Source organism: Nonomuraea sp. NPDC049141, from assembly GCF_040648415.1.
In the GTDB taxonomy this organism is placed as follows: domain Bacteria; phylum Actinomycetota; class Actinomycetes; order Streptosporangiales; family Streptosporangiaceae; genus Nonomuraea.
Genome location: NZ_JBEZDR010000032.1, coordinates 1 through 21,612, shown reverse-complemented (window position 1 = coordinate 21,612; position 21,612 = coordinate 1). Strand labels below are relative to the sequence as shown.

General features: G+C 68.0%; 18 protein-coding genes. 11 read left to right on the top strand and 7 right to left on the bottom strand.

Going from position 1 to position 21,612, the window contains the following annotated elements; all coding sequences use genetic code 11:
- Window positions 1-41 precede the first annotated feature (41 nt).
- Window positions 42-1,679, bottom strand: a complete 1,638-nt coding sequence (locus AB0B91_RS57215; RefSeq protein WP_358340311.1) for an ABC transporter substrate-binding protein — start codon at window positions 1,677-1,679, stop codon at window positions 42-44.
- Window positions 1,680-2,163: 484 nt separating this feature from the next.
- Between AB0B91_RS57215 and AB0B91_RS57210 the strand changes: the two genes are divergently transcribed.
- From AB0B91_RS57210 to AB0B91_RS57200, 3 genes are all read left to right on the top strand, one after another.
- On the top strand, window positions 2,164-3,099 hold the full coding sequence (locus AB0B91_RS57210; protein WP_358340309.1) for an ABC transporter permease: 936 nt from the start codon (window positions 2,164-2,166) through the stop codon (window positions 3,097-3,099).
- Window positions 3,092-3,988, top strand: coding sequence for an ABC transporter ATP-binding protein (locus tag AB0B91_RS57205; protein WP_358340307.1), 897 nt, complete (start codon window positions 3,092-3,094; stop codon window positions 3,986-3,988). Before AB0B91_RS57210 ends, AB0B91_RS57205 begins: the two co-directional genes overlap by 8 nt.
- A gap of 155 nt (window positions 3,989-4,143) precedes the next feature.
- The gene (locus AB0B91_RS57200) at window positions 4,144-4,299 is read left to right on the top strand and encodes a hypothetical protein (RefSeq protein ID WP_214644543.1); all 156 of its coding nucleotides are present in this window, start codon (window positions 4,144-4,146) and stop codon (window positions 4,297-4,299) included.
- A gap of 399 nt (window positions 4,300-4,698) precedes the next feature.
- Here AB0B91_RS57200 and AB0B91_RS57195 read toward each other — a convergent pair whose 3' ends face one another.
- Window positions 4,699-5,910 carry a hypothetical protein gene (locus tag AB0B91_RS57195; RefSeq protein ID WP_358340305.1) on the bottom strand — a complete coding sequence of 404 codons (1,212 nt, stop codon included), beginning with the start codon at window positions 5,908-5,910 and terminating at the stop codon, window positions 4,699-4,701.
- A 390-nt stretch (window positions 5,911-6,300) separates the two neighbouring features.
- The gene (locus tag AB0B91_RS57190; RefSeq protein ID WP_358340303.1) at window positions 6,301-7,623 is read right to left on the bottom strand and encodes a lysine 2,3-aminomutase; all 1,323 of its coding nucleotides are present in this window, start codon (window positions 7,621-7,623) and stop codon (window positions 6,301-6,303) included.
- Between the two features lie 175 nt (window positions 7,624-7,798).
- On the opposite strand from AB0B91_RS57190, the gene AB0B91_RS57185 reads away from it, so the two are divergent.
- The 5 genes from AB0B91_RS57185 (at window position 7,799) to AB0B91_RS57165 (ending at window position 15,005) form a co-directional block, all read left to right on the top strand.
- Window positions 7,799-8,371 (top strand): DUF1707 domain-containing protein, encoded by a 573-nt coding sequence (locus AB0B91_RS57185; protein ID WP_358340301.1) that lies wholly within the window; start codon window positions 7,799-7,801, stop codon window positions 8,369-8,371.
- A gap of 124 nt (window positions 8,372-8,495) precedes the next feature.
- The gene (gene plsX / locus AB0B91_RS57180; protein WP_358340299.1) at window positions 8,496-9,521 is read left to right on the top strand and encodes a phosphate acyltransferase PlsX; all 1,026 of its coding nucleotides are present in this window, start codon (window positions 8,496-8,498) and stop codon (window positions 9,519-9,521) included.
- 31 nt (window positions 9,522-9,552) lie between these two features.
- Window positions 9,553-11,844: an HAD-IC family P-type ATPase gene (locus AB0B91_RS57175; RefSeq protein ID WP_358340297.1), complete on the top strand. Its 2,292-nt coding sequence runs from the start codon at window positions 9,553-9,555 to the stop codon at window positions 11,842-11,844.
- Complete coding sequence (gene argS, locus AB0B91_RS57170; protein ID WP_358340295.1) at window positions 11,841-13,568, top strand: arginine--tRNA ligase; 1,728 nt, start codon at window positions 11,841-11,843, stop codon at window positions 13,566-13,568. The genes AB0B91_RS57175 and argS overlap by 4 nt, the downstream gene beginning before the upstream one ends.
- Window positions 13,569-13,661: 93 nt before the next feature.
- Window positions 13,662-15,005: a hypothetical protein gene (locus AB0B91_RS57165; protein WP_358340293.1), complete on the top strand. Its 1,344-nt coding sequence runs from the start codon at window positions 13,662-13,664 to the stop codon at window positions 15,003-15,005.
- Here AB0B91_RS57165 and AB0B91_RS57160 read toward each other — a convergent pair.
- Window positions 15,002-15,382, bottom strand: a complete 381-nt coding sequence (locus tag AB0B91_RS57160) for a cell division protein SepF (protein ID WP_358340291.1) — start codon at window positions 15,380-15,382, stop codon at window positions 15,002-15,004. The two genes, AB0B91_RS57165 and AB0B91_RS57160, sit on opposite strands and share 4 nt — an antisense overlap.
- Before the next feature lie 164 nt (window positions 15,383-15,546).
- Between AB0B91_RS57160 and AB0B91_RS57155 the strand changes: the two genes are divergently transcribed.
- The gene (locus AB0B91_RS57155) at window positions 15,547-16,311 is read left to right on the top strand and encodes a PhzF family phenazine biosynthesis protein (RefSeq protein WP_358340290.1); all 765 of its coding nucleotides are present in this window, start codon (window positions 15,547-15,549) and stop codon (window positions 16,309-16,311) included.
- Between the two features lie 55 nt (window positions 16,312-16,366).
- On the opposite strand, the gene AB0B91_RS57150 is transcribed toward AB0B91_RS57155, so the two are convergent.
- Together AB0B91_RS57150 and AB0B91_RS57145 are read right to left on the bottom strand one after the other, a co-directional pair.
- Window positions 16,367-16,846: a nucleoside deaminase gene (locus AB0B91_RS57150; RefSeq protein WP_358340288.1), complete on the bottom strand. Its 480-nt coding sequence runs from the start codon at window positions 16,844-16,846 to the stop codon at window positions 16,367-16,369.
- Between the two features lie 189 nt (window positions 16,847-17,035).
- Window positions 17,036-17,464, bottom strand: a complete 429-nt coding sequence (locus AB0B91_RS57145; RefSeq protein ID WP_358340286.1) for a MerR family transcriptional regulator — start codon at window positions 17,462-17,464, stop codon at window positions 17,036-17,038.
- 59 nt (window positions 17,465-17,523) lie between these two features.
- On the opposite strand from AB0B91_RS57145, the gene AB0B91_RS57140 reads away from it, so the two are divergent.
- Together AB0B91_RS57140 and AB0B91_RS57135 are read left to right on the top strand one after the other, a co-directional pair.
- Complete coding sequence (locus AB0B91_RS57140; RefSeq protein ID WP_358340284.1) at window positions 17,524-18,468, top strand: NAD(P)/FAD-dependent oxidoreductase; 945 nt, start codon at window positions 17,524-17,526, stop codon at window positions 18,466-18,468.
- Window positions 18,469-18,473: 5 nt separating this feature from the next.
- Entirely contained in the window at window positions 18,474-19,913 is a 1,440-nt protein-coding gene (locus AB0B91_RS57135) for an MDR family MFS transporter (RefSeq protein ID WP_358340282.1), read from the top strand.
- Window positions 19,914-20,147: 234 nt separating this feature from the next.
- Here the strand turns inward: AB0B91_RS57135 and AB0B91_RS57130 are convergent, their stop codons facing one another.
- On the bottom strand, window positions 20,148-21,173 hold the full coding sequence (locus AB0B91_RS57130) for an IS630 family transposase (RefSeq protein ID WP_358340281.1): 1,026 nt from the start codon (window positions 21,171-21,173) through the stop codon (window positions 20,148-20,150).
- Window positions 21,174-21,612: the final 439 nt, after the last annotated feature.

The following is a 21,612-nucleotide window of genomic DNA, read 5'->3' as shown; positions in this document are numbered from 1 at the left end:
TCGAGGGGCGGGCGACTAGGCGCCCGCCCCCGCGAACAGCGTCAGGCCTTCTCGACGTCGGCCCACTCAACCTGGTTGAGCAGGTTGATCTTGACGTTCTTGACCTTGGTCGAGTACCCCGAGTTATTACGGTAGAAGTACACAGGGATGTACGGAAGGTCCTTGATGAGGATGTCGTCCGCCTGCTGGTAGAACTTCAGCCCCTCCTCCGGAGTCGCGGCCTGGTCGCCCTTGGCGACCGTCTCGTCGAACTCCTTGTTGGAGTAGCCGGCGTAGTTGGAGCCGGTCTTGATGGCGCCGGTCGAGAAGATCGGCGTCAGGTAGTTCTCGGCGGACGGGTAGTCGATCGCCCAGCCCATCCGGAACATGCCCTTGTATTCCTTCTTGTCGAGGGCGTCAAGGATGCTCGCGAACTTCTCGAACGGCTTGACCGTCACCTCGACGCCGAGGTTGGCGCGGAGGTTGTTGGCCGCGGCCTCGATCCACTCCTTGTGGCCACCGTCGGCGTTGTAGCCGAGCTCCAGCTTCGCCGGGCCCTTGGCCGCGGCGTACTGCTCCTTGGCCTTGGTGGGGTTGTACTGGCAGGCCTGGCAGGCGCCCTGGCGGTAACCGTCGATCGCCGGGTTGATGAAGTCGTCGGCCGGCGAACGGGTGCCGGTGAAGACCGTCTCGGCGATGGTCTTCCGGTCGATGGCCATCGAGATGGCCTCACGAACCTTGACGTCCTTGTACTCGTCGTTGTACTTCAGCGGGAAGCCGATGTACCCGACGCCGGCGTCCGGCTGGTCCTGGTAGCGGTCACCGAGCGCCGTCTTGGCGCTGGAGATCGCCGAGGCGGGCAGCGAGTCGTGGATGTCGACGTTGTCGGCCTGGAGGTCGTTGTAGGCCGTCTCAGAGCTGTTGTAGAGCTTGAACTGCAGCTTGGTCCAGCCGGTCGGCTTCTTGGCCGGGTACTTGTCGTAGACCGTCAGATCGATGGCCTGGTCAGTACCCTTCTTGTAAGGCTTGTCCAGCTTGAACAGGCCCTGACCGATCGGCTTCTCGCCGTACTCCTGCGTCACCTTGCCGTCGGCGCCGAAGGCGCTCTTGGGCAACGGGTAGAACGCGGTGTAGCCCAGCATGGTCTTGAACTGGGAGAACGGTGCGGTGAGCGTGACCTGCAGCGTCGAGTCATCGACCGCCTTGAGGCCCTTCATCTCCTTGGTGGCGACCTTCTTGCCCTCGCCCGGGTTGAGGTCGGCATAACCCTCGACGCGCCCGAAGAAGTAACCGGCGCCCTGAGCGTTGTCCTGGTTTGCCGCGTAGTTCCACGCGTCGACGTAGTTCTGCGCGACGACCGGCTGGCCGTCCTGCCACGTGTAGGGCTTGAGCTTGATCGTCCACACCTTGTTGTCGGTGCTCTCGATCGAGTCTGCCGCTGCCAGGACGACCTGCTTGTTCTCGTCATAGTTGACGAGCGGCTCGAACACCGCGGCGAGGACTTCGGCGCCCTCCGACTCCGTGGTGTTCGACGGGACCAGCAGGTTCTGCGGCTCGCCCAGTTCCATGCGGACCGGAGTGTCGCCGGCTCCGCCCGACGCGGGGTTGCCGGTCGTGGCTCCGCCGCCGCCACACGCGGCGACCGCGAGGGCTAGCAGCGCGGTACCGGCGACGATCTGTGCGCCCTTAGTAACACGCATGGTAAAAAGATTCCTCCCTCAAACAGGTGGGCGTAAGCGCTGAGCTGCGATGATCGTGAGCAGCCTGACGGGGGTGCCTTGTCGTCCCCCGGGTTTGGCTGACCTGGTCAAACCAGCCGACGCCCTGCCAGTCGATCGCGACTATCCCTTACTACTTGCCACCAGCGAGTCTCTGGTGCGTTGCAGTTCGGTCACACGTGCGCTTATCCAACGTCACAGTCATTTCTCGCAGAGAGCACCAAACCCACAGAGGAACCCCTAAAGCGGACAGTATGGGACGTGAACAGCGGATGAAAAATACCTCCTTGCTGCCACTAGTCACGCCCTAGCCGCCATCCCGCGTGTCGCTGAGTTACGGTTGGGCAAGTCTTGACATGCCCTGGGACCAGCCTTGGAACCGGGCAGAGCGGGACACCGTCCAACAGTCTGTCGCGAACCGCCGCGACAGACACCTCACCGAGCCGGATCCAATAGAGTCCTTGCCATGAGCCAGCCGGAATCCGCTGTAGCGGACGCCCAGGCGGGCGGCCGAAGCGGGCAGGAGCCGCTGGCCAAGCTCGCCGCGAGATACGGGCTTCGTCGTGCCATCGCACGGCCGAGGTTTCTTGTCTATGTGCGCCAGTTGTGGGAGCGGCGTCACTTCATCCTGACGTACGCGACCTCGCGCAACGTCTCGAAGTACTCCAGCTCGACCCTGGGCCAGCTGTGGCAGGTCCTGACCCCGCTGCTGAACGCCGCCATCTACTTCCTGATGTTCGGCCTGATCCTCGGTGGCAGCAAGAACGTCCCCAACTACCCGGCCTTCCTGCTGACCGGGATGTTCATCTTCACCTACACGCAGCGGACGGTCACCGCGGGCGCCAAGTCGATCTCCGGCAACCTGTCGCTGATCCGGGCACTCCACTTCCCCAGAGCCTCCCTGCCGCTGGCCTACACGATCCAGGAGCTGCAGCAGCTCGCCATCTCCATGGGCGTGCTCCTGGTGCTCGTCATGTTCACCGGTGAGCCGCCCAACTGGTTCTGGCTGCTGATCCCCGTCGTGCTCCTGTTGCAGACGCTGTTCAACATCGGCGCCGGCCTGGTGATCGCGCGGCTGGGCTCCTCCATGCGCGACCTCAACCAGCTGCTGCCGTTCATCACCCGCACCTGGCTCTACGCCTCGGGCGTCTTCTTCTCGATCCAGGACAAGGTGGTCAAGTCAGCGGAGCTGCCCCAATGGGTGGCCAACGTGATGTATCTCAACCCCGCGGCCTCGTACATCGAGTGGATGCGCGACATCCTCATCAAGACCTACCATCCCGAGAACGGGCACAACCCCCCGACGATGGTGTTGGTGTCATGCGTATTCTGGGCAGTGTTCGCACTCGGCTTCGGCTTTTGGTACTTCTGGCGGGCTGAGGAGAGGTACGGGCGTGGCTGAACTGACCAAGGAGCTGTCACAGGTGAAGGGCCAGGAGCCCGCCGTCCCCAACGAGGCCGTTCCCGACAAGAACGTGCCCAACAAGGACGTCAGGGTGCACCCCAACCCGGCCCCCGCCGGCAAGCGGCCTCTGGACGTCCCCACGGGCACGCCCACGGTCATCGTCGACGACCTCCACATCGTCTACCGGGTCTACGGCGCGGCCAGCGACAACGAGAAGGGCAACGCGGTCAACGCCCTCACGCGCCTGGTCAAGCGCCAGGGCCGCCCGCAGATGAAGGAGGTGCACGCCGTCAAGGGCGTGTCCTTCGTCTCCTATCACGGCGACGCGATCGGGGTCGTCGGCCGCAACGGCTCGGGCAAGTCCACGCTGCTGCGCGCCATCGCCGGCCTCCTGCCGCCGCACGCGGGCGCCGTCTACACCGACGGTCAGCCGTCGCTGCTCGGCGTCAACGCGGCGCTCATGCGCGAGCTCACGGGCGAGCGCAACATCGTGCTCGGCTGTTACGCCATGGGTATGACCCCGAGCGAGGTCAGGGAGAAATACCAGGAGATCGTCGACTTCTCCGGCATCGATGAGTTCGTTCAACTGCCGATGTCGACCTACTCCTCCGGCATGGGCGCCCGGCTGCGCTTCGCCATCTCCTCGGCCAAGACGCACGACGTGCTCCTGATCGACGAGGCCCTGGCCACCGGCGACCGCGAGTTCCGCCGCAAGAGCGAGGAACGCATCAGGCAGATCCGCGAGTCGGCCGGCACGGTCTTCCTCGTCGCTCACGACCTCAAGGTCATCGAGGAGACCTGCAACCGGGTCATCTGGCTGCACAAGGGCAAGATCAAGATGGACGGCGATCCGAAGGAAGTCCTCGCCGCCTACAACAAGGGCTGATCCCCCACCGCACTCCGCGAACGCCGCGTTCAGGCGTTCGCGGATCTGTCATGCCCGGGCGACTCGCGGGGCAAATGACTGACAGCGTGGCCGGTGTTCCGATATCATTCGAACGTTGTTTCGATACGAGGATGCCGATGGAGCGGGAGCGTGCGATGGGAGAGCTTGCGGCCGCGATCGACCACCTGGCCGTCGAGGACGTGGCAGACGTTCCCTGGGCCCAACTGACCGAGCAACTCGTCGACCTTCACTGGCAGATGGCCAGACTGCAGGCCCAGATCGCCCGCCGCACCGGCGTACGCCTGCCTTAGACATGACGATGCCGCCGGCCCCGGAGATCCGGGGCCGGCGGCGGGTGCGACTCATGCGGCACCTCAGCCCTGCAGTGTGGCGCGGTGCACGAGCGCTCCCGGGCCGGTCATGAGACCACCCGCTCTCGCGGGCGGCTCGTGACCTGTGCGCGGCGGCCGTAGCGAGCACCCGGCACCTTTGGGGGCTCGCCGACCGGCCACGCCGGTTCTATGGCGGTGTGTCTGGGGACGCACCACCCTCGATCATGCGCCTCGCCGGACGCGACACCTCGTCGCCGCCGCGGCCCGTTCCCGGGCACCGGCACCTTGAAGCCCGCGAACCTCCGCCACGACCCGAGCGGCCGGCATCCGGAAGGCACCACGATCAGTCGTGGGGCAAGTAGTCCGAGATCTCGCCCGTCATCGCGCGGCGGTCGAGATCATCGCGTCCCTGCGGCTCACGGAGGCCTTCGCCCCCGTGGCCGGAACCATCGCGTCCCTGCGGCTCACAGCGGCCTTTGCCCCCGCGCCCGGGAGCAGCGTGTTGCCCGCCCCCTTGGCGGAGACCACCGCGTCGCCGTGGCTCACGGCGGTTCCCGCCTCAGCGGTCGGGATCACCGTGTCACTGCGGCCCGCGGGGGCCTTCGTCCCGGCGGTCGAGACCGCGCGGGACGCGCCCTCGACGAGCGGGGCGATCTCGTCGATGGACGCGACCGACCCGGCCGGACGCGACGCACGGGGCACCCGGCCCGTAACCTGCGTCGACCCCGTACGCCCCTCGACCGGACGCGACGCAGCAGGCAGCCCGCTGGTAACCCGCGTCGACCCTGTACGCTTCCCGGCCGGACGCGAAGCAGCGGGCCCCCAGCCCGTGACCCGCGCCTCGTCCGTACGGCTCTCGGCGGGACGCGACGCCCTGGGCACCCGGCCCGTGACTCGCGTCGACCCCGTACGCCCCTCGACCGGACGCGACGCGTCAGGCAGCCCGCCGGTGACCCGCGTCGATCCCGTACGCCTTTCGGCCGGACGCGACGCAGCGGGCACCCCGCCCGTGACCCGCGACTTGTCCGCACGCCAGCCCGCGACCGGCGCCTCGTCCGTGCGGCTCTCGGCGGGACGCGACGCCCTGGGCACCCGGCCCGTGGGCCGCGTCGATCCCGTACGCCCCTCGACCGGACGCGACGCAGCGGGCACCCCGCCCGTAACCTGCGCCTTGTCCGTGCGGCCGTCCGTAACCCGTGTCCTGCCCGCACTGTCGTCCGTGACCCGCACTATGCCCGTACGGTCCCCTGTGACCCGCACCGTGCCCGTACGGTCGCCCGTGACCCGCGCCTTGTTCGCACGGTCGCCCGTGCGCTCGCTTGGCGGGGGGTTCAGGCGGCGTCCGAGGTACTCGACGTTGGACCCGAGGCCGGCCCGCCTGGCCGCGTCCGCAGCCCCGAACTGCCCGCCCAGCAGGCCACTCCCGCCGACGCCGCTGAACAGACCGCTCAGACCACCGATCGGATCCCCGCCACCCGGCAGGGTCCCGACCGCGGAGTCGCGGGCCTCGGCCTGGGCCGCCGGCCCGACCGGCACCGCGGCCAGTCCGAATACAGCGACGGCGACCGCCAGTTTTATTACAGGTTTCATATTTGCCTTCCCGGCTCGTGATCGATCGCTCTCGAATACAGCGGAGACGCGTATCGATAACCCCCGATTGCCGCGGCGTACACGCTATGGGCACCACACGAAGCGCGCCGTCCCGGCTGAGCTACCGACGCAGTTGTATCACCGCGACCGGCGGGGCGCAGACTGCGGAAAGTCCGTGTCACACGGCCTTCCCGGCCCTGGGAGCGATCATGGAACAGGCAGCGAGTCGGGAGACAAATCGCGAAATAGCAGGGGCCTATTCCGGATATTCCGTTGACGTCACCCGCGTTCGGAAGGTGCACCCCAACGGCCCGTTGACAACGGCCGGGAAAACAATTGTCACGGGCCGGGGGCTCAATTTTTCCGCTTGCGGGACACGCGCTTGACCGCTCAGGCCGGCACGAGCACGTTCTCCGCGGCGATCTCGAAGGGGAACCGATCGGCGAACGCCGGACGCAGATCCGTCAGCCACCGCGCGGACGGGTCGTACTCCGCGAAGAACGGCCGGCCGACCAGAGAGGGGTCGCGGGCCTGAATCAAGTGGAGGACGAACACCCGCTGCCCGGCGATCTCCGCCACCCCGTCGACGCACACCTTCCCAGGGGTGGCTGACATGGAAGGCCCCCGGACGGTCCGGCAGAGCCCGGAGACCGTCGAGTAGGCCTCCCTGAAGATCTCGTGCGCCCGCGCGAGCGGGACCGCGAAGTAGTCCTGCGGGCCGGTGTCGCGCTCGACGAACATGTAGTACGGGATCATCCCCATCGTGTGCTGGCGCCGCCACATGCTCGACCAGATGGCGGGATCGTCGTTGATCGACCGGATCAACGGCGCCTGGGTCCTGATCGTCGCCCCGCTGCCGAGTATCCGCTTGACCGCCGACTCGACCAGCGGCGACTCCAGCTCGCGCGGGTGCGTGAAGTGGGCCATGAACGCCAGGTTCTTACCCGCGTCCACGACCTGCTCGAACAGTTCGAGCGTGGCGTCGGCGTCGGGGTCGGTCACGAACCGCTGCGGCCAGTAGGCCAGCGCCTTGGTGCCGATCCTGATCGACTCCAGTTGCTCCAGGCCGATCAGCGGCTCGATATAACGCCTGATCACCGACTCGCCCATGATCATGGCGTCGCCGCCGGTGATCAGCACGCTGGTGACCGATGGATTCTGGCGGATGTAGGAGACCATCTGGTCGATGTCGTCGGAGGCGAACTTCAGGTCCGCGTCCCCGACGAACTGTGCCCACCGGAAGCAGTAGGTGCAGTATGCATGACAGGTTTGCCCCTGCTTGGGGAAGATGAGCACGGTCTCGGGGTACTTGTGCTGCAGTCCCGGCACCGGCTCCTCGCCGATCCGGGGAACGTTGAGCTCCTTCTGCCCGGCCGGGTGCGGGTTGAGCTGCGCGCGCACTCGGTTGGCCTCGGCCTGGATCTCCACGTTGGGCGCCTCGGCCTTCAGCAGGTCGGCCAGCCGGGCGACGTCCGTGGACGGAAGCATGTCCTCCTGGGGAAAGACGAGACGGTATATGGGATCGTCGGGCGCCGCCGACCAGTCGATGAGCTCGTCCACCACGTAGGCGTTCGTCCGAAAGGGCAGCACCGTGGCAACGGCGCGTACCCGCAGCCGCTGCTCATCGTCGAGCCCCGCACGCTGCAGGAGCTCGTCGAGGTGCTTGGACGTGTACGCCCGGAAGCGGCGCGTGCCCGCCTGGTTCAAGATCACTAGGCCTTTCCCATCTTTTTTGTTCGATCCGCTGTAAACCTCTGGCGCCTGTCATGCGTCTACGGTTCTTATACCCGGACGCTATGCACAGCGTCCCCGGTTCCCTTGGGCTCCAAGTTTTCCTTGAGGTTTGACCACTCGCGACATATCGCGATTGCGCATAGAATGATGAATCGTGACCTCAGACCCCGTCCTGCGTGCCTCCGACGCCGACCGCGACCGCGTGGCCGCGGTGCTCAGCGAGGCACTCGCCACCGGAATGCTCACCAGCCTCGAACACGCCGACCGCCTCGACGCCACCTACTCGGCCAAGACCGTCGGCGACCTGACACCTATCACCCGTGACCTGCCCGACGTGACGGCGCCAAACATCGGCTCTCTCACCATCGAGCAGCAGACGATCGACTCGAAGTTCAGCAAGGTGATCAGGAAGGGCCGCTGGGTCGCCTCCCGCCACACCAGGCTGTCGGCGAGGTTCGGCGCGCTGATCATCGACCTGTCGGAGGCCGTGCTGCCCGGCCGGGAGATCACCATCGAGGCCGACGCCCGCTTCAGCAAGCTGATCGTGCTCGTGCCCGACAACGCCCAGGTGATCGACGAGGGCGGCTCCATGTTCGGCAAGCGTCACGTGACCGGCGGCGGCACCCGCGAGGACGGCCCGCTCATCCGGGTCACGGGCCGGTCGATGTTCTCCAAGGTCATCGTGTCGCGCGAGGTCTCCGACTGGAACCTGCGCAGCGTCGGCTGAGCCGGCCACCCGCCGACCGGCCCGGTGCGCAGCGTGCCTACGATGCGGACAGGGGGGCGACCGCATCGCGACCGCGTTCCGGCCACGCCACAGGAACGCACCGCGAGCCGTACGAGGTGACCTTTTGTCCGACACCAAGCCGATCGCGCTCGACGCCATGGGCGGCGACCACGCGCCACACGAGATCGTGGCGGGGGCCGTGCACGCCGTGCGGGAGCGCGGGCTGTCGGTGATACTCGTCGGCTCGCCCCGGGTGCTCTACGAGGCGCTCGCCGACCACGACGCCACCAAGGAGATCCCGATCGTCCGGGCCGAGGAGACCATCGCGATGGACGAGGGCGCGCTGGCCAGCCTGCGCCGCCCCCGCTCCAGCATCGCGATCGCCTGCCATCTGGTACGGCGGGGCGACGTGTCGGCGGTGGTGTCCGCCGGCTCGACCGCCGGGATCGTGACCACGGGCCGGCTCCGGCTCAAGGCCCAGCCGGGGGTGCTCCGGCCGGCCATCGCCGTCGCCCTGCCCACGCTGCCCAAGCCCACACTGCTGCTCGACGCGGGCGCCAACGCTGAGGTCAAGCCGGAAATGCTCCTGCAGTTCGGGCATCTGGGGTCCGTCTACGCCGAGCTGGCCTACGAGATCGCCAAGCCGAAGGTCGGCCTGCTCACGATCGGCAGCGAGGCCGAGAAAGGCAACAAGATCGTCAAGCGGGCCCACGAACTCCTGCAAGGCTCCCCCGGCCTCCACTTCATCGGCAACGTTGAGGGCCACGACCTGCTGACCGGCGTCGCCGACGTGATCACCACCGACGGCTTCACCGGCAACGTCGCGCTGAAGACCATGGAAGGCGCGGTCCGCTACGCGTTCAGCGAGCTCCGGCAGACGATCGACGGCAGCAGGATGTCCAAGCTGGGGGCGTTCATGCAGCGGTCACGCCTGCGCGAGCTGCGCCGCCGCCTCGACGCCGAAGCCCACGGCGGCGCCGTGCTGCTCGGACTGAACGGGACCGTGGTGATCGCGCACGGCTCGTCCAGAGCGGCCGGCATCAGCGCCGCCTGCCGGCTCGCCGCCGATCTGTCCGCGCAGGGCGTCGTCGCGCGCATCGGCGACAGAATCGCGGCCACACAACGCCCGCATCGGCTGAGAACCTCATAGTCTGTGGCAGATCCACAAAGCTGGGGGTTGCGTGGACGGGCTGACTTCGGCACAGGTCTCGGGGGCGAAGACCAACCATGTGCCGCGCCGATCGAGCAGGTCGTTCGGCGCGATCATCAGAGCCAACGTGTTCACGCTGTTCAATCTGGTCATCGGCCTGCTCTGGGCGCTGGTCCTGATCTTCGGCGCGTGGCAGGACGGGCTGTTCGGGCTGGTCATCGTGGCCAATTCGCTGATCGGCATCGTGCAGGAGTTACGGGCCAAGCGCACGCTCGACAAGCTCGCGGTGATCAACGAATCGCCGGTCAGGGTCCGCCGCGACGGCCGCGACCAGGAGCTCCGGCCGCGCCAGCTGGTGCTCGGCGACCTGATCCTGCTCGGGCCCGGTGACCGCCTGCTGGTCGACGGCGAGGTCGTCGAGTCCGACGGGCTGGAGATCGACGAATCGCTGCTGACGGGCGAGGAAGATCCGGTGCACAAGCGGCCGGGCAACGAGGTGCTGTCGGGCAGCTTCGCCGTCGCGGGCTCGGGCGCGTTCGTCGCGACCAAGGTCGGCACCGACGCCTACGCCGTACGGCTGGCGGAGGAGGCGAGCCGGTTCCACCTCGCGCGCTCGGAGCTGCGTGACGGCGTCACGAACTTCATCAAGTACATCACCTGGCTCGTCATCCCGATCGGCGCGCTGCTGCTCTACAGCCAGCTGCGTAACTCGACCGACTTCGGCACCGCCATCACCGGCGCTGTCGCCGGCATCGTCACCATGATCCCCGAGGGCCTGGTGCTGATGACCTCGATCGCCTTCGCCGTCGGCGTCGTACGGCTCGGCCGCCGCGACTGCCTGGTCCAGGAGCTGCCCGCGATCGAGGGCCTGGCCCGGGTGGACGTGCTCTGCCTCGACAAGACCGGCACGCTCACCGCGGGCGGCATGGACCTCGGCGAGGTACTGCCCCTGCGCGAGGACCAGCCGGTCGACCACGCGCTCGCCGCCCTGGCCAACGTGGACCACCGGCCCAACGCCACGGCCAAGGCCATCCAGGCCCGCTACCGGGCGGCGGCCGACGGGTGGACGGCCGGCGAGGTGGTGCCGTTCTCCTCGGCGCGCAAGTGGAGCGGCGCCGACTTCGGCCCCCACGGGGTGTGGCTGCTCGGCGCCCCCGACGTCCTGCTCGACCGCACGGCCGACGGCTATGAGCGGGCCGCCGAACTGGCCTCGACCGGCACTCGGGTCCTGGCGTTATGCCGTACGGACAGCCTCGAAAGGGCGACGACTTCAGAGACGGTGGCCGTCGCGCTCGTCACGCTCAAGCAGCGCATCAGGCCCGACGCGCACGAGACCCTGCGTTACTTCGCCGAGCAGGGCGTCACGGTCAAGGTGCTCTCCGGTGACAATCCCGATGCCGTCGCCGCGATCGCCACCGGCCTGGAGATCCCGGGCGGCCATCGCGCGATCGACGCCCGTACCCTGCCGGAGAACGACCCCGGCAAGCTGGCCGAGCTGCTCGACACCCACACCGTGTTCGGCCGCGTCACCCCGCAGCAGAAACGCGCCTTCGTCGGCGCGCTGCAGTCGCGCGGCCACACCGTCGCGATGACCGGCGACGGCGTCAACGACGTGCTCGCGCTGAAGGACGCCGACCTGGGCATCGCGATGGGCGCGGGCAGTCCCGCCACCAAGGCCGTCGCCCAGGTGGTGCTGCTCGACGACAAGTTCGCCTCGCTGCCGCACGTGGTGGGCGAAGGCCGCCGGGTGCTGGCCAACATCGAGCGGGTCTCGAACCTCTTCCTCACCAAGACGTTCTACGCGATCGCTCTCTCGCTGCTCACCGGGGTCCTCGGGCTGATGTTCCCGTTCGCGCCACGCCATTCCACACTGGTGAACGCGCTGACCATCGGCATCCCGGCGTTCGTGCTGGCGCTCGCACCGACGCTCGAACGGGCCAAGCCCGGGTTCGTCCCCCGCGTGATGCGCTTCGCCGTACCCGCCGGAGTGCTCTGCGCGGCCGCGGTGTTCCTGGCGTTCTGGGCCGCGCACACCGGCACCTCCACCCTGACCGAGGATCGTACGTCGGGGGTGATCGCGCTCTTCCTCACCACGTGGTGGGTGCTCATCCTGATCACCAAGCCGCTCACCCTGGGGCGGATGGCCATGATCGTCGCCATGGCCGGGCTGTTCGGGCTGTCCCTGGCGATCCCCTTCGTCCGGCATTTCTTCGCCCTCGAACCCGGCGATCTCAGCAACGATCTGACCGCCGTCGGCATCTCCGTGGTGGCTGCCGCGGCGATCAGCGTGGCGGTCAAGCTCGCCGGTACCCTTAGACCATGACCGACCCGCAGATAGTGCTCACCGAGCGCGTCCAGCAGGCGCTGGCGCACGCGTTCGGCTCCGAGTACGCCGACGCAGATCCGCTGATCCGGCCCTCCCAGTTCGCCGACTTCCAGGCGAACGTCGCGCTGAGCCTGGCCAAGCGACTGCGACGGGCACCGCGGGAGGTCGCCGAGGCCATCAGGACGGAGCTGTCCGATTTCCCCGGCACGGTCGAGGTCAGCGGTCCCGGCTTCCTCAACATCACGCTCGACGACTCATGGGTCGAGTCCAAGGCGGCCAGGATGCTCGCCGACCCGCGCACGGGCGTCGGCTTCGCCACGCCTCCGCAGACCGTGGTGGTCGACTACTCCGCGCCCAACGCGGCCAAGGAGATGCACGTCGGCCACCTGCGCACCACGATCGTGGGCGACTCGCTGGCCCGCCTGCACGAGCACCTCGGCAACACCGTCGTCAGACAGAACCACCTGGGCGACTGGGGCACGCCGTTCGGCATGCTCATCGAGCACCTGCTCGACATCGGCGAGGAGGCCGCGGTCGCGCAGCTCGAAGCCGGCATGGGCACTGAGTACTATCAGGCCGCCAGGAGCCAGTTCGACGGCGGCGAGGAGTTCAAGGTCCGCTCGCGCAAGCGGGTGACCATGCTCCAGTCGGGCGACCCGGAGACCCTCCGGCTCTGGCACGTCTTCATGGACGCCACGATCACCTACTTCAACAAGGTCTACAGCATCCTCGGCGTCACGCTCACCGACGCCGACATCGCCGGCGAGAGCATGTACAACCCGCTGCTCGAGAAGACCTGCCAGGACCTGGAGGCCGCCGGGGTCGCCGTGCTGAGCGAGGGCGCGCTCTGTGTCTTCCCGCCCGGCTTCATCGGCTCCGACGACAAGCCGCTCCCGCTGATCATCAGGAAGAGCGACGGCGGCTACGGCTACGCCTCCACCGACATGGCGGCCATCCGCTACCGGGTCGAAGACCTCAAGTCCGACCGCATGCTCTACGTGGTGGGCGCCGACCAGGCGCTGCACTTCCGCATGGTGTTCGCGGCGGCCGAGCTGGCCGGCTGGCTGCCCGACACGGTCTCGGCCGAGCACGTCCAGATCGGCATGATGCTGGGCAAGGACGGGCGCCGGTTCAAGACCCGGTCCGGCGAGTCCATCAAGCTGATGGACCTGCTGCAGGAGGCGGTCGACCGGGCCGCGGCGGCCATCGCCGACCGCGGCTACGACGAGGCCACGCGGGCCGAGATCGCGCAGGCCGTGGGCATAGGCGCGGTGAAATACGCCGACCTGGCGGTCAGCCACGACAGCGAATACGTCTTCGACTACGACCGCATGCTCGGGTTCAACGGCAACACCGGCCCTTACATGCAATACGCGACCGCCCGGATCCGGTCGATCTTCCGCCGGGCGGGAGTGGCGCCGGCCGACGCGACCGACCGCATCGTGCTCGGCCATCCAGCCGAGCGGGCCCTGGCCCTCCACCTGCTGGGCTTCGGCGGGCTGGTGGAGCAGGTCACGACCCTGTCGGAGCCGCACCGGCTCTGCGCCTTCCTGTTCGAGACCGCCAGCCTCTTCAGCACCTTCTACGAGGAGTGCCCGGTGGCCAAGGACGGAGTCGACGCCGAGACGAAGGCGCACCGGCTCGCTCTCTGCGCGCTGACCCTGCGGGTCCTGGAGACCGGGCTCGACCTGCTCGGGGTCCCGGTGCCCGAGCGCATGTAGCACGTCGCGGGCGCGCCTCCACCTGGACGGCGCGCCCCCCGGCTAGGCTTTACGCGGTCATGAACTGAGGCCACTATGGGGGAGTTCTCTGCCTTGAGCACGGACCTGACTGCCGACCCCCAAGCAGCGACCGAGCTGCACCGCTATGCCGAGGCTCTGCTGTCCCACCTGGCCGCCAACGGCACCGTGCCTCCGGCTCCGCCCGACTTTCCCGACAAACCGGGCTACTGGCTGCCGCCCGCCGTCGAGGCGCTGGTCGCGATACTCACCGGTGACGATCCGCTGGCGCCGCTGAGCAAGGCCGCCGGGCGCGACCAGCAGCAGACCGCGCTCTTCCTGGCGCTGGCCCTGGCCGTCGCCGGTCACGGCAGCCGCATCCACGCCTCCTGGCTCGGCACCGCCTTCGGCGACCTGTCGCTCGACCAGCCGGTCACCCATGGCCAGCGCTCGCTCTGGCTGGCCGCGGCCAGGGGCGCCTACGGTCCCGCCGGGAAGATCTTCGTGCTTCGCAAGCTCGACACGGTGGGCGTACCCGAGCACGCGGACGCGGCGCAGTGGACGCAGGCGCTCCTCCCCGGTGAGCCGTCGGTGGTCGTACCCGCCTCGCTGCTCGACTTCCCCGAGATGGCGGAGATCCCCGCACTGGCGAAGCCCGTCCAGGCCGCCGCGCGGCTCGCCCGGCTGCGCGCCCGGTGCGCGGAGATCACTTCGGCGCGGCAGGCCGAGCATGACGCCTCCACCCCGCTCACCAACAGCTCCGGCAGTCCCGCCGGCACGTGGGAGGAGGACGAGCCGCTCGCCGTGCTCCGCTCGCTCATCGGCCTCGGCGGCCCCGCCGGGCCGATGGCCTCGCTGACCTCGCACCTCCTCGACGACCTGCGCCCCGGTGCCGATCCGCATCTGGCGGCGCTCGCCCTGCACGTGGCGGGCCCGATACTGCGCGGTGTCGCCGAGGAGCTCGAATCCGACAGCAGCATGGCGCCGCCCGCCACCGTGACGGTGTCACTGCTCGGCCACCGCATCGAACTGCACCCCGAGGGGCCCGAGGAGAGCTCGCTCGCGGCTGCCGAGCGCGAGATCGTGGTCCAGGGGACCATGCGGCGACGGCCGCCATGGGATGCCATCGCGCTGATCGTGGCGGGGGTCGCTCTCCTCCTCGGAGCCCTGCTGGCCGACGGGCTGGGGGTGCCCGTACTCGCTGGTCCGGGGGTGGTGCTGCTCGGCCTGGCGGGCTGGCGACTCTGGCGGCGCCGCAAGGCCATCGAATCGGACGCCCGCTACGTGACCACGCAGATCGCCGAGCTGAAAGAGCTGGCCGACGGCGCGGTCTGGGCGCTGCACGGATACGCGCGAGAGGCGGTCACCCGTGCGGAGCAGGCCGCGGACGACTCAACCGAGCTCACTCGGCTGATCCGTCGCGGCCCGCGCGCGGCTTAGGAGCTCTCGATCTCCACGTGGGCCGGCGCGAGCAGGAACACGCGGTCGGCGATGCGCTCGATCCGCCCCTCGCAGCCATAGGCCAGACCGGCCGCGAAGTCGACCATCCTGGTCGCCTCCGGCATCGGCATGCCCGTCACATCCATGATCACCGTCTGGCCATCACGGAAGTGCTGCCCGATCATCGGCGCGTCGTTATACTTAAGCGGCTGAACCATCACGATTCGTGACGAGTCGGCGGTCGACCGCCAGCGCCTCGCCGCCCGCTCCGCCGCCGGCATGTACTCCTCTTCGTACTGCTCGTCGTCGTAGCCGTCGTCGTAGTGGTCGATCCCACCCAGGCCAAGGTAGCTCACCACCTTGCGCACTGCCCCCATCGGCTTGTCCTTTCCTCAGGAACTCACCGCAATCGGCTCGTCCCACTATTGGACGGTAACCGACGCCGAGAAGTTCGCCATGCGACACGCCCACAACTAATTCCATTTTGTACGGCTAGCGTCCCGGTTTCACCTGGATATCTCTCCCCCGATAGCCTCCATACATGCGCGTGTTCACTGTAGATGCCTTCACCGACACTTCTTTCCGGGGCAATCCTGCCGCGGTGTGCCTGCTGGAGTCCCCCGCTCCCGAGTCATGGATGCAGGCAGTGGCCACGGAGATGAACCTGTCGGAGACCGCCTTCCTGCTCGGCGATTCGCTCCGCTGGTTCACCCCCGCCGTCGAGGTCTCCCTCTGCGGGCACGCCACGCTGGCCACCGCACATGTGCTCTATTCCACAGGTGCGGCCGGCGGTCAGCTCGAATTCAGTACGGCCAGTGGAACGCTCACCGTGAATCGCATGGCCGACGGCATGATCACGATGGATTTCCCGACGAAGGAAGTGACGCCGGCAGCCGTTCCCGACGGGTTGGAAAAAGCGCTCGGAGCTGCACCGGTGCAGGTCGGGACGAGCAATCTCGACCTGGTGGTGGAGCTGGAATCGGAGGCGGCGATACAGGCACTCACGCCGGACATCGCGGCATTGGCCCAAGTGCCGGCCCGTGGCGTGATCGTCACGGCGAAGGGGTCTTCGACCGACTTCGTGTCACGCTTCTTCGCACCGAACGTAGGGGTGGCGGAGGATCCGGTCACAGGATCGGCGCACTGCGCGCTGGCGCCCTACTGGGGGGAGCGGCTGGGGCTGCGCACCATGGTGGGCGCGCAGCTGTCGGCTCGGGGCGGGCTGGTGCACGTGCGGTTGGACGGGGACCGCGTTCACCTCGCGGGGCGAGCGGTCACGGTGCTGTCGGGAGAACTCCACGTTTGAGGGAGCCTGCCGAGACGTTCGAGGGGGCCCGCCGAGCCTGTACCGTCCCGGCGCCTCAGGGGGCGCTGTGACGACGGCGGTGCAGTTCGCGCACCTGCGCCGCGAGCTCCGGCACCGGCCCCTCCACCACGGCGTCGGGCACGACCTGCTGGATGGGCAGCGTCCGCACAGGGGGCGCGGGGACACCCAGCTCGGCGAGCCACCCGGCAAGCTGCTCCGACGAGCTCGCGTACACGATGCGGCCCAGCCCGACCCACCCGTGAGCGGCGGCGCACATCGGGCAGTGCTCCCCAGAGGTATAGACGGTCGCGGCCGCCCGCTCGTCCACCGTCAAATGCGCCGCGGCCCAGCGAGCCAGCTCGAACTCCGGATGCCGGGTGTTGTCGCCGGAGGCCACATGGTTGTGGTCCTCGGCGAGCACGATCCCGTCAGCCGAAACGAGCACGGACCCGAACGGCTCATCCCCCACCTCCAACGCCTTCGTCGCCAACTCCACGCATCGCCGCAGGTGCCGTAGGTCGGTTTCGGTCGTCACTGTCACTCTCCCCTAGCTCTGATCTTCGAGTTCCATGCTAGGACCTCGAGATGTGAACCTCTCGGGTGGCATAACGTCACATCCGAATCAGCGAGCGGGACGCGGCGGATAGTTGCCGGTCACAGCAGCCGGTTTCCAGCCGCGCGGCACCGCCCAACGGCTCTGGTGCTGCCGGACGAAGGACACCGTTCAGATCACGCAGTCGGCCTCGTCGAGGCTCTGGAGCCCGGCCGCGCGTTCTACCATGCGCCGGTAATCGGGGCATTGGGTGAAGTCGTCCGCGCCGCACTCCATGAGGTGCTCGATCAGCTTCTTGGACGCCGCTATCTCCGCGAGCCGTTGCTCCAGCTCCGCGTGATGCCGCTGGAGGAGTGCCCGGCGCTCGGCCTGGCCGGTGACGTTGAGCACCTCCCGGATCTGCTCCAGGCTCATCCCTCCGCCCTTGGCGCGGATGATCGTCATGACGCGGATGACGTGATCGCGGGTGTAGCGGCGGCGGCCGTTCACTCTGGCGGCCGGAGTCAGCAGACCCATCGCCTCCCAATGGCGCAGCACGTGCGGCGCGAGATCGAACCGCTCGGCGAGCTCCCCGATGCGCATGGTATCGCTTGACTTCATGTTGACATTAACTTGCAGACTTGCCTCCGAGTCAAGCACGACCACTCTTGGAGGCAGACATGTTCGACGTTGTCATAGTCGGCGGCGGCCCGGCCGGGATGGCCGCCGCCCTGACCCTGGGACGGAGCCACCGTTCGGTGCTCCTGCTCGATGCCGGGGAAGGCCGCAACGCCCCGGCCGAGGCGGTGCACAATTTCCTGACCCGGGATGGCATGCCGCCTTCCGCGTTGCGCGAGCTCGGCCGCGAGGAGCTGTCGGCCTATCCGGCCGTTCAGCTCCGCGCCGAGACGGTCACCGGCGTCCGCGTTGTCGACGAGTGCGGCTTCCAGCTGGATCTGTCCGACGGCGGTGCGGCGAACTCCCGGCGGCTCCTGCTGGCCACCGGGCTGAGCGACGAGCTTCCAGGCCCGCGCGGGGTCGAAGCATTGTGGGGCCGATCCGCCTTCCACTGCCCTTACTGCCACGGCTATGAATGCACCGGAAAGCCGGTCGCGGTGATCGGCGCGGAACCGGCCCGGGTACGGCTGGCGCTGCAACTGAGCCGCTTCGCCGCCGACGTCGCGCTCTGCACCGGCGGCGAACCGCTCGACCCCGCGTCGCGGGCGAAGCTGGAGTCGAACGGCGTCACCGTACGATGCGAACCCATCGCCCGCCTGGAGGCGGCGGGCGACAGGCTTGAGCAGATCGTGTTCGAGAGCGGCCCGCCGCTCGCCAGAGACGCGGTGTTCGTCGTCAACGTGCCGCGCCAGCGCTCCGACCTGGCCATCCGCCTCGGCTGCAGGTTCTTCGCCGATGGGTGCGTGGAGGTGAACGAGTTCGGCCAGACCAGCGTGCCGGGCGTCTACGCGGCAGGCGACATGGCGCGGCGCGCCACCGTACCGATGCCGCTGGCCGCGGTCATCGCCGCCGCGGCCAGCGGAACCGTCACCGGCTCGGTCATCGACCAGGATCTGCTCTGTGCCGACTTCGACCTGCCCAATCCGCTCGCGCGGGCGAAGGGCTGAGGGCCATGTCCGCAGAACTCACCCAGACCGCGTCCGACACCCCGCAGGCGACGAGCAACGTTCCGCTCACCACAGCCGGGCTCCTGATCGGCATGCTGCTGTCGGTCCTAGACCAGACGGTGGTGGCCATCGCGCTGCCCGACATCGCCGCGGACCTGGGCGGCATGGACGCGATCAGCTGGATCATCACCTCCTACGTGCTGGCCTCGACCGCGACCGGCGCGCTCTACGGCCGCATCAGCGACCGGTTCGGCCGGCGCGCCGTGTTCATCACCGCGGTAGCCGTCTTCGTCGCGGGCTCCGCACTGTGCGGCGTGGCACAGACGATGTCCCAACTGGTGGCCGCCAGGACCCTGCAAGGCATCGGCGCCGGCGCCCTGTTCGTCCTCCCGACGATCTCCCTGTCAGAGCTGTATCCACAGCGCCTGCGCAGCAGGGTCCAGGGCCTCACCGGCGGCGTCTTCGCCGTCGCCAGTGTGGGTGGCCCGCTCGCCGGCGGCCTGATCACCGACACCGTGGGCTGGCGCTGGATCTTCTACATCAATCTGCCCCTCGGCCTGCTCAGCATGGCCCTCATCGCCTACGCGCTCCGGCTGCCCAAGTCAGGCGGGGACGGCAAGGTCGACGTCGCCGGGGCCGTCCTGCTCACGGGCGCGACGGTCAGCCTGCTGCTGGTGGCCGAATGGGGCGGCCGGACCCGCCCGTGGACATCCGGCGTGATCCTCATCCTGATCGGAGTCTTCGCGGCATCGCTGGCGCTGTTCGCATGGCGACAGCGGCGTGCGGCCAACCCCTTGATCCCGCTCCGGCTGTTCGCCAACCCCGCTCTGCGGGTGGTCCTGCCCGCCACCGCGTTACTCGGCGCGCTGCTCGGCGGCTCGATCGTCTACCTGCCCACGTATCTGCAAACCGCGTACGGCATGGGGGCCACCCAGGCCGGCCTCGCGCTCAATCCATACGTCATCACGTTCATGATGGTGTCCTCTCTGGCCGGTGCCCGCATCGGTGCCGGCGGCCGGTTCAAGCCCTACCTGCTCGTCGGCTCGGCCATCGTCGCACTGGGGTTCGCCCTGCTGAGCCAGCTTGATGCAGGCACCGCCTACGCGCTGCTCGCCCTGGAGCTCGGTGTGCTGGGCGCCGGCTTCGGGCTGCTGATGCAGAACCTGGTGGTCGTCGCACAGAACGCGGCCTCCCCCGCGGACCTGGCCGCCACCACCTCCGCCACCGTGTCCATCCGCGGCCTCGGTCTCTCGCTCGGTGTCTCGGCCTTCGGAAACCTGCTCACCCGGGAACTCCAGGGCCACGCCCCCAGCCCGCAGGCGACGGCCGCGGCCATCCCCGACGTCCTCCTCTGGGGAGTGCCGGCCGCCATCGTCCTGGTAGCGCTGATGACCGCGCTGCCTCGGACGGTCAATCACCCCGTGCCAGGCAAGATAACGGCATGAGCGAACAAGGCCTCGGCAACGGGCAGATCATGGTGATCACGAAAATATGACACCGAACGCGCTCTGCCGGCCGATTCCAGGCTCTCCAGCGCAATCCTGAGGGACGGGCGGGTTTCGGCGGACGGCACAATCCACGGTCGCATGCCGTCATATGCACAGGGCTGTGGAGATCCCGGTCCGGCGCATGCGCCGAGGACGGTTAAGGAGGATCTAAGGAGATCATGGATTCTTGCACTATCGGTGCGCGTGGGTGATGTAGGCGAGGCTGGGGTCGTGGAAGAAGCCCTGGACGAGGGCCGGGGTCTTCTGGAGGCTGTGTAGTGCCGAGAGTATGAGCTTCTTCATCTGTTGGATGCCGTCGACGGCCGCGCGGCCGACCCTGTCGTGTTTGACGTTCTTCCAGACCCACTCGTCGGGGTTGAGTTCCGGCGAGTAGGCGGGCAGGTAGAACAGCCTGAGCATGCCGTTGCTGTCGGCGGCGAACTTCTTGGGAATCTTGGCGTGATGGACCCTGCTGTTGTCGAGGATGAGGAACACAGGGCGGCCGTCGCTGTCTGACATTAAGCGTTTACAGAATGCGATGAAGTGCGTGGCCTTGATGCTCTCCTCAAAGATCTGGAAACGCAGCGTGCCTTGCCGTTCGACCGCTGAGAGCATGAAGGCCGACCTTCGGGCGCCGGTGTGCGTGACGACCGGCGTCCGTCCGGTCGGCGCCCAGGTCGTGCCTCGGTGGTAGTGCGTGGACAGTGCCGCCTCATCTGCGAAGAAGATGATCGCGTTGCACTCCTCGGCCTCCTTGACGATCTTCGGGTAGTCCTCGGCCTTCCATTGGGCGACCAATTCGGGTTTCTGCTGATAGGCCTTGTACAACGGTTTCTGCGGCGACATTCCGAGCTTCGCCAGCACGCGCCCGACGCTCGCGATACTCAGCCTGACAGCAAAGCGCCGCCAGATCAGCTCCTGGACCATTTTGCGGGTCCACAGCGCAAGTCCGAAGCTCAACTGGCGCGGATCACAGCCCACCAGCAGTGCATACAGGCTGGACATCTGCTCGGCGGTGAGCTTGGAGTCAGGCCCGCGCGTCTTCTTCGTCCGCAAGCCTTCCTCGCCGCGCTCGCGGTAATCGCGCTGCCAGCCGAACAACGACCGCCGGGACACGTTGAGAATCCGAGCGACCTCATCCGCGGACTCCCCTTGCTCAAGGAGTCGAACTGCGTGCAGTCGCTCGTCGTATGTGGCTCGCCGACCCTTCAACGCCATGTAATCAGAATCTCACAGAGAGCCATTCCCAGGTGCAAAAACCCGCGAGCTTTTTAGATCCAACGCGCACGTCGTACGGCGGGGCGAGGAGGTCCTGTCGATTACATGACCGATGCTCTACTACATTGCGGGTGTACCGACCGGGCGGGCCTCGGTCGGTACACCCGCAGGTTCTGCCATACCAACGGCGAAGCCCCGCCCTGAAACGCTCGAACGGTCGGCCAGGCGCCGCTGAAAGCCTGACGGCACGGAGCACGCCGGCGCCTCGGAGGCCGGCTTCCGTAGAGTCGGCCTTCCCACCGCCGGCCAGTCCTGTCGGCGGACCGGCCATGGCCGTCAGAAGGCCCCGTAAACGCAGAAAGGGCTCCACGCGTAAACGTGGAGCCCTTCCCGAACAAAAATTGTCCGGCGGTGACCTACTCTCCCACACCCTCCCGAG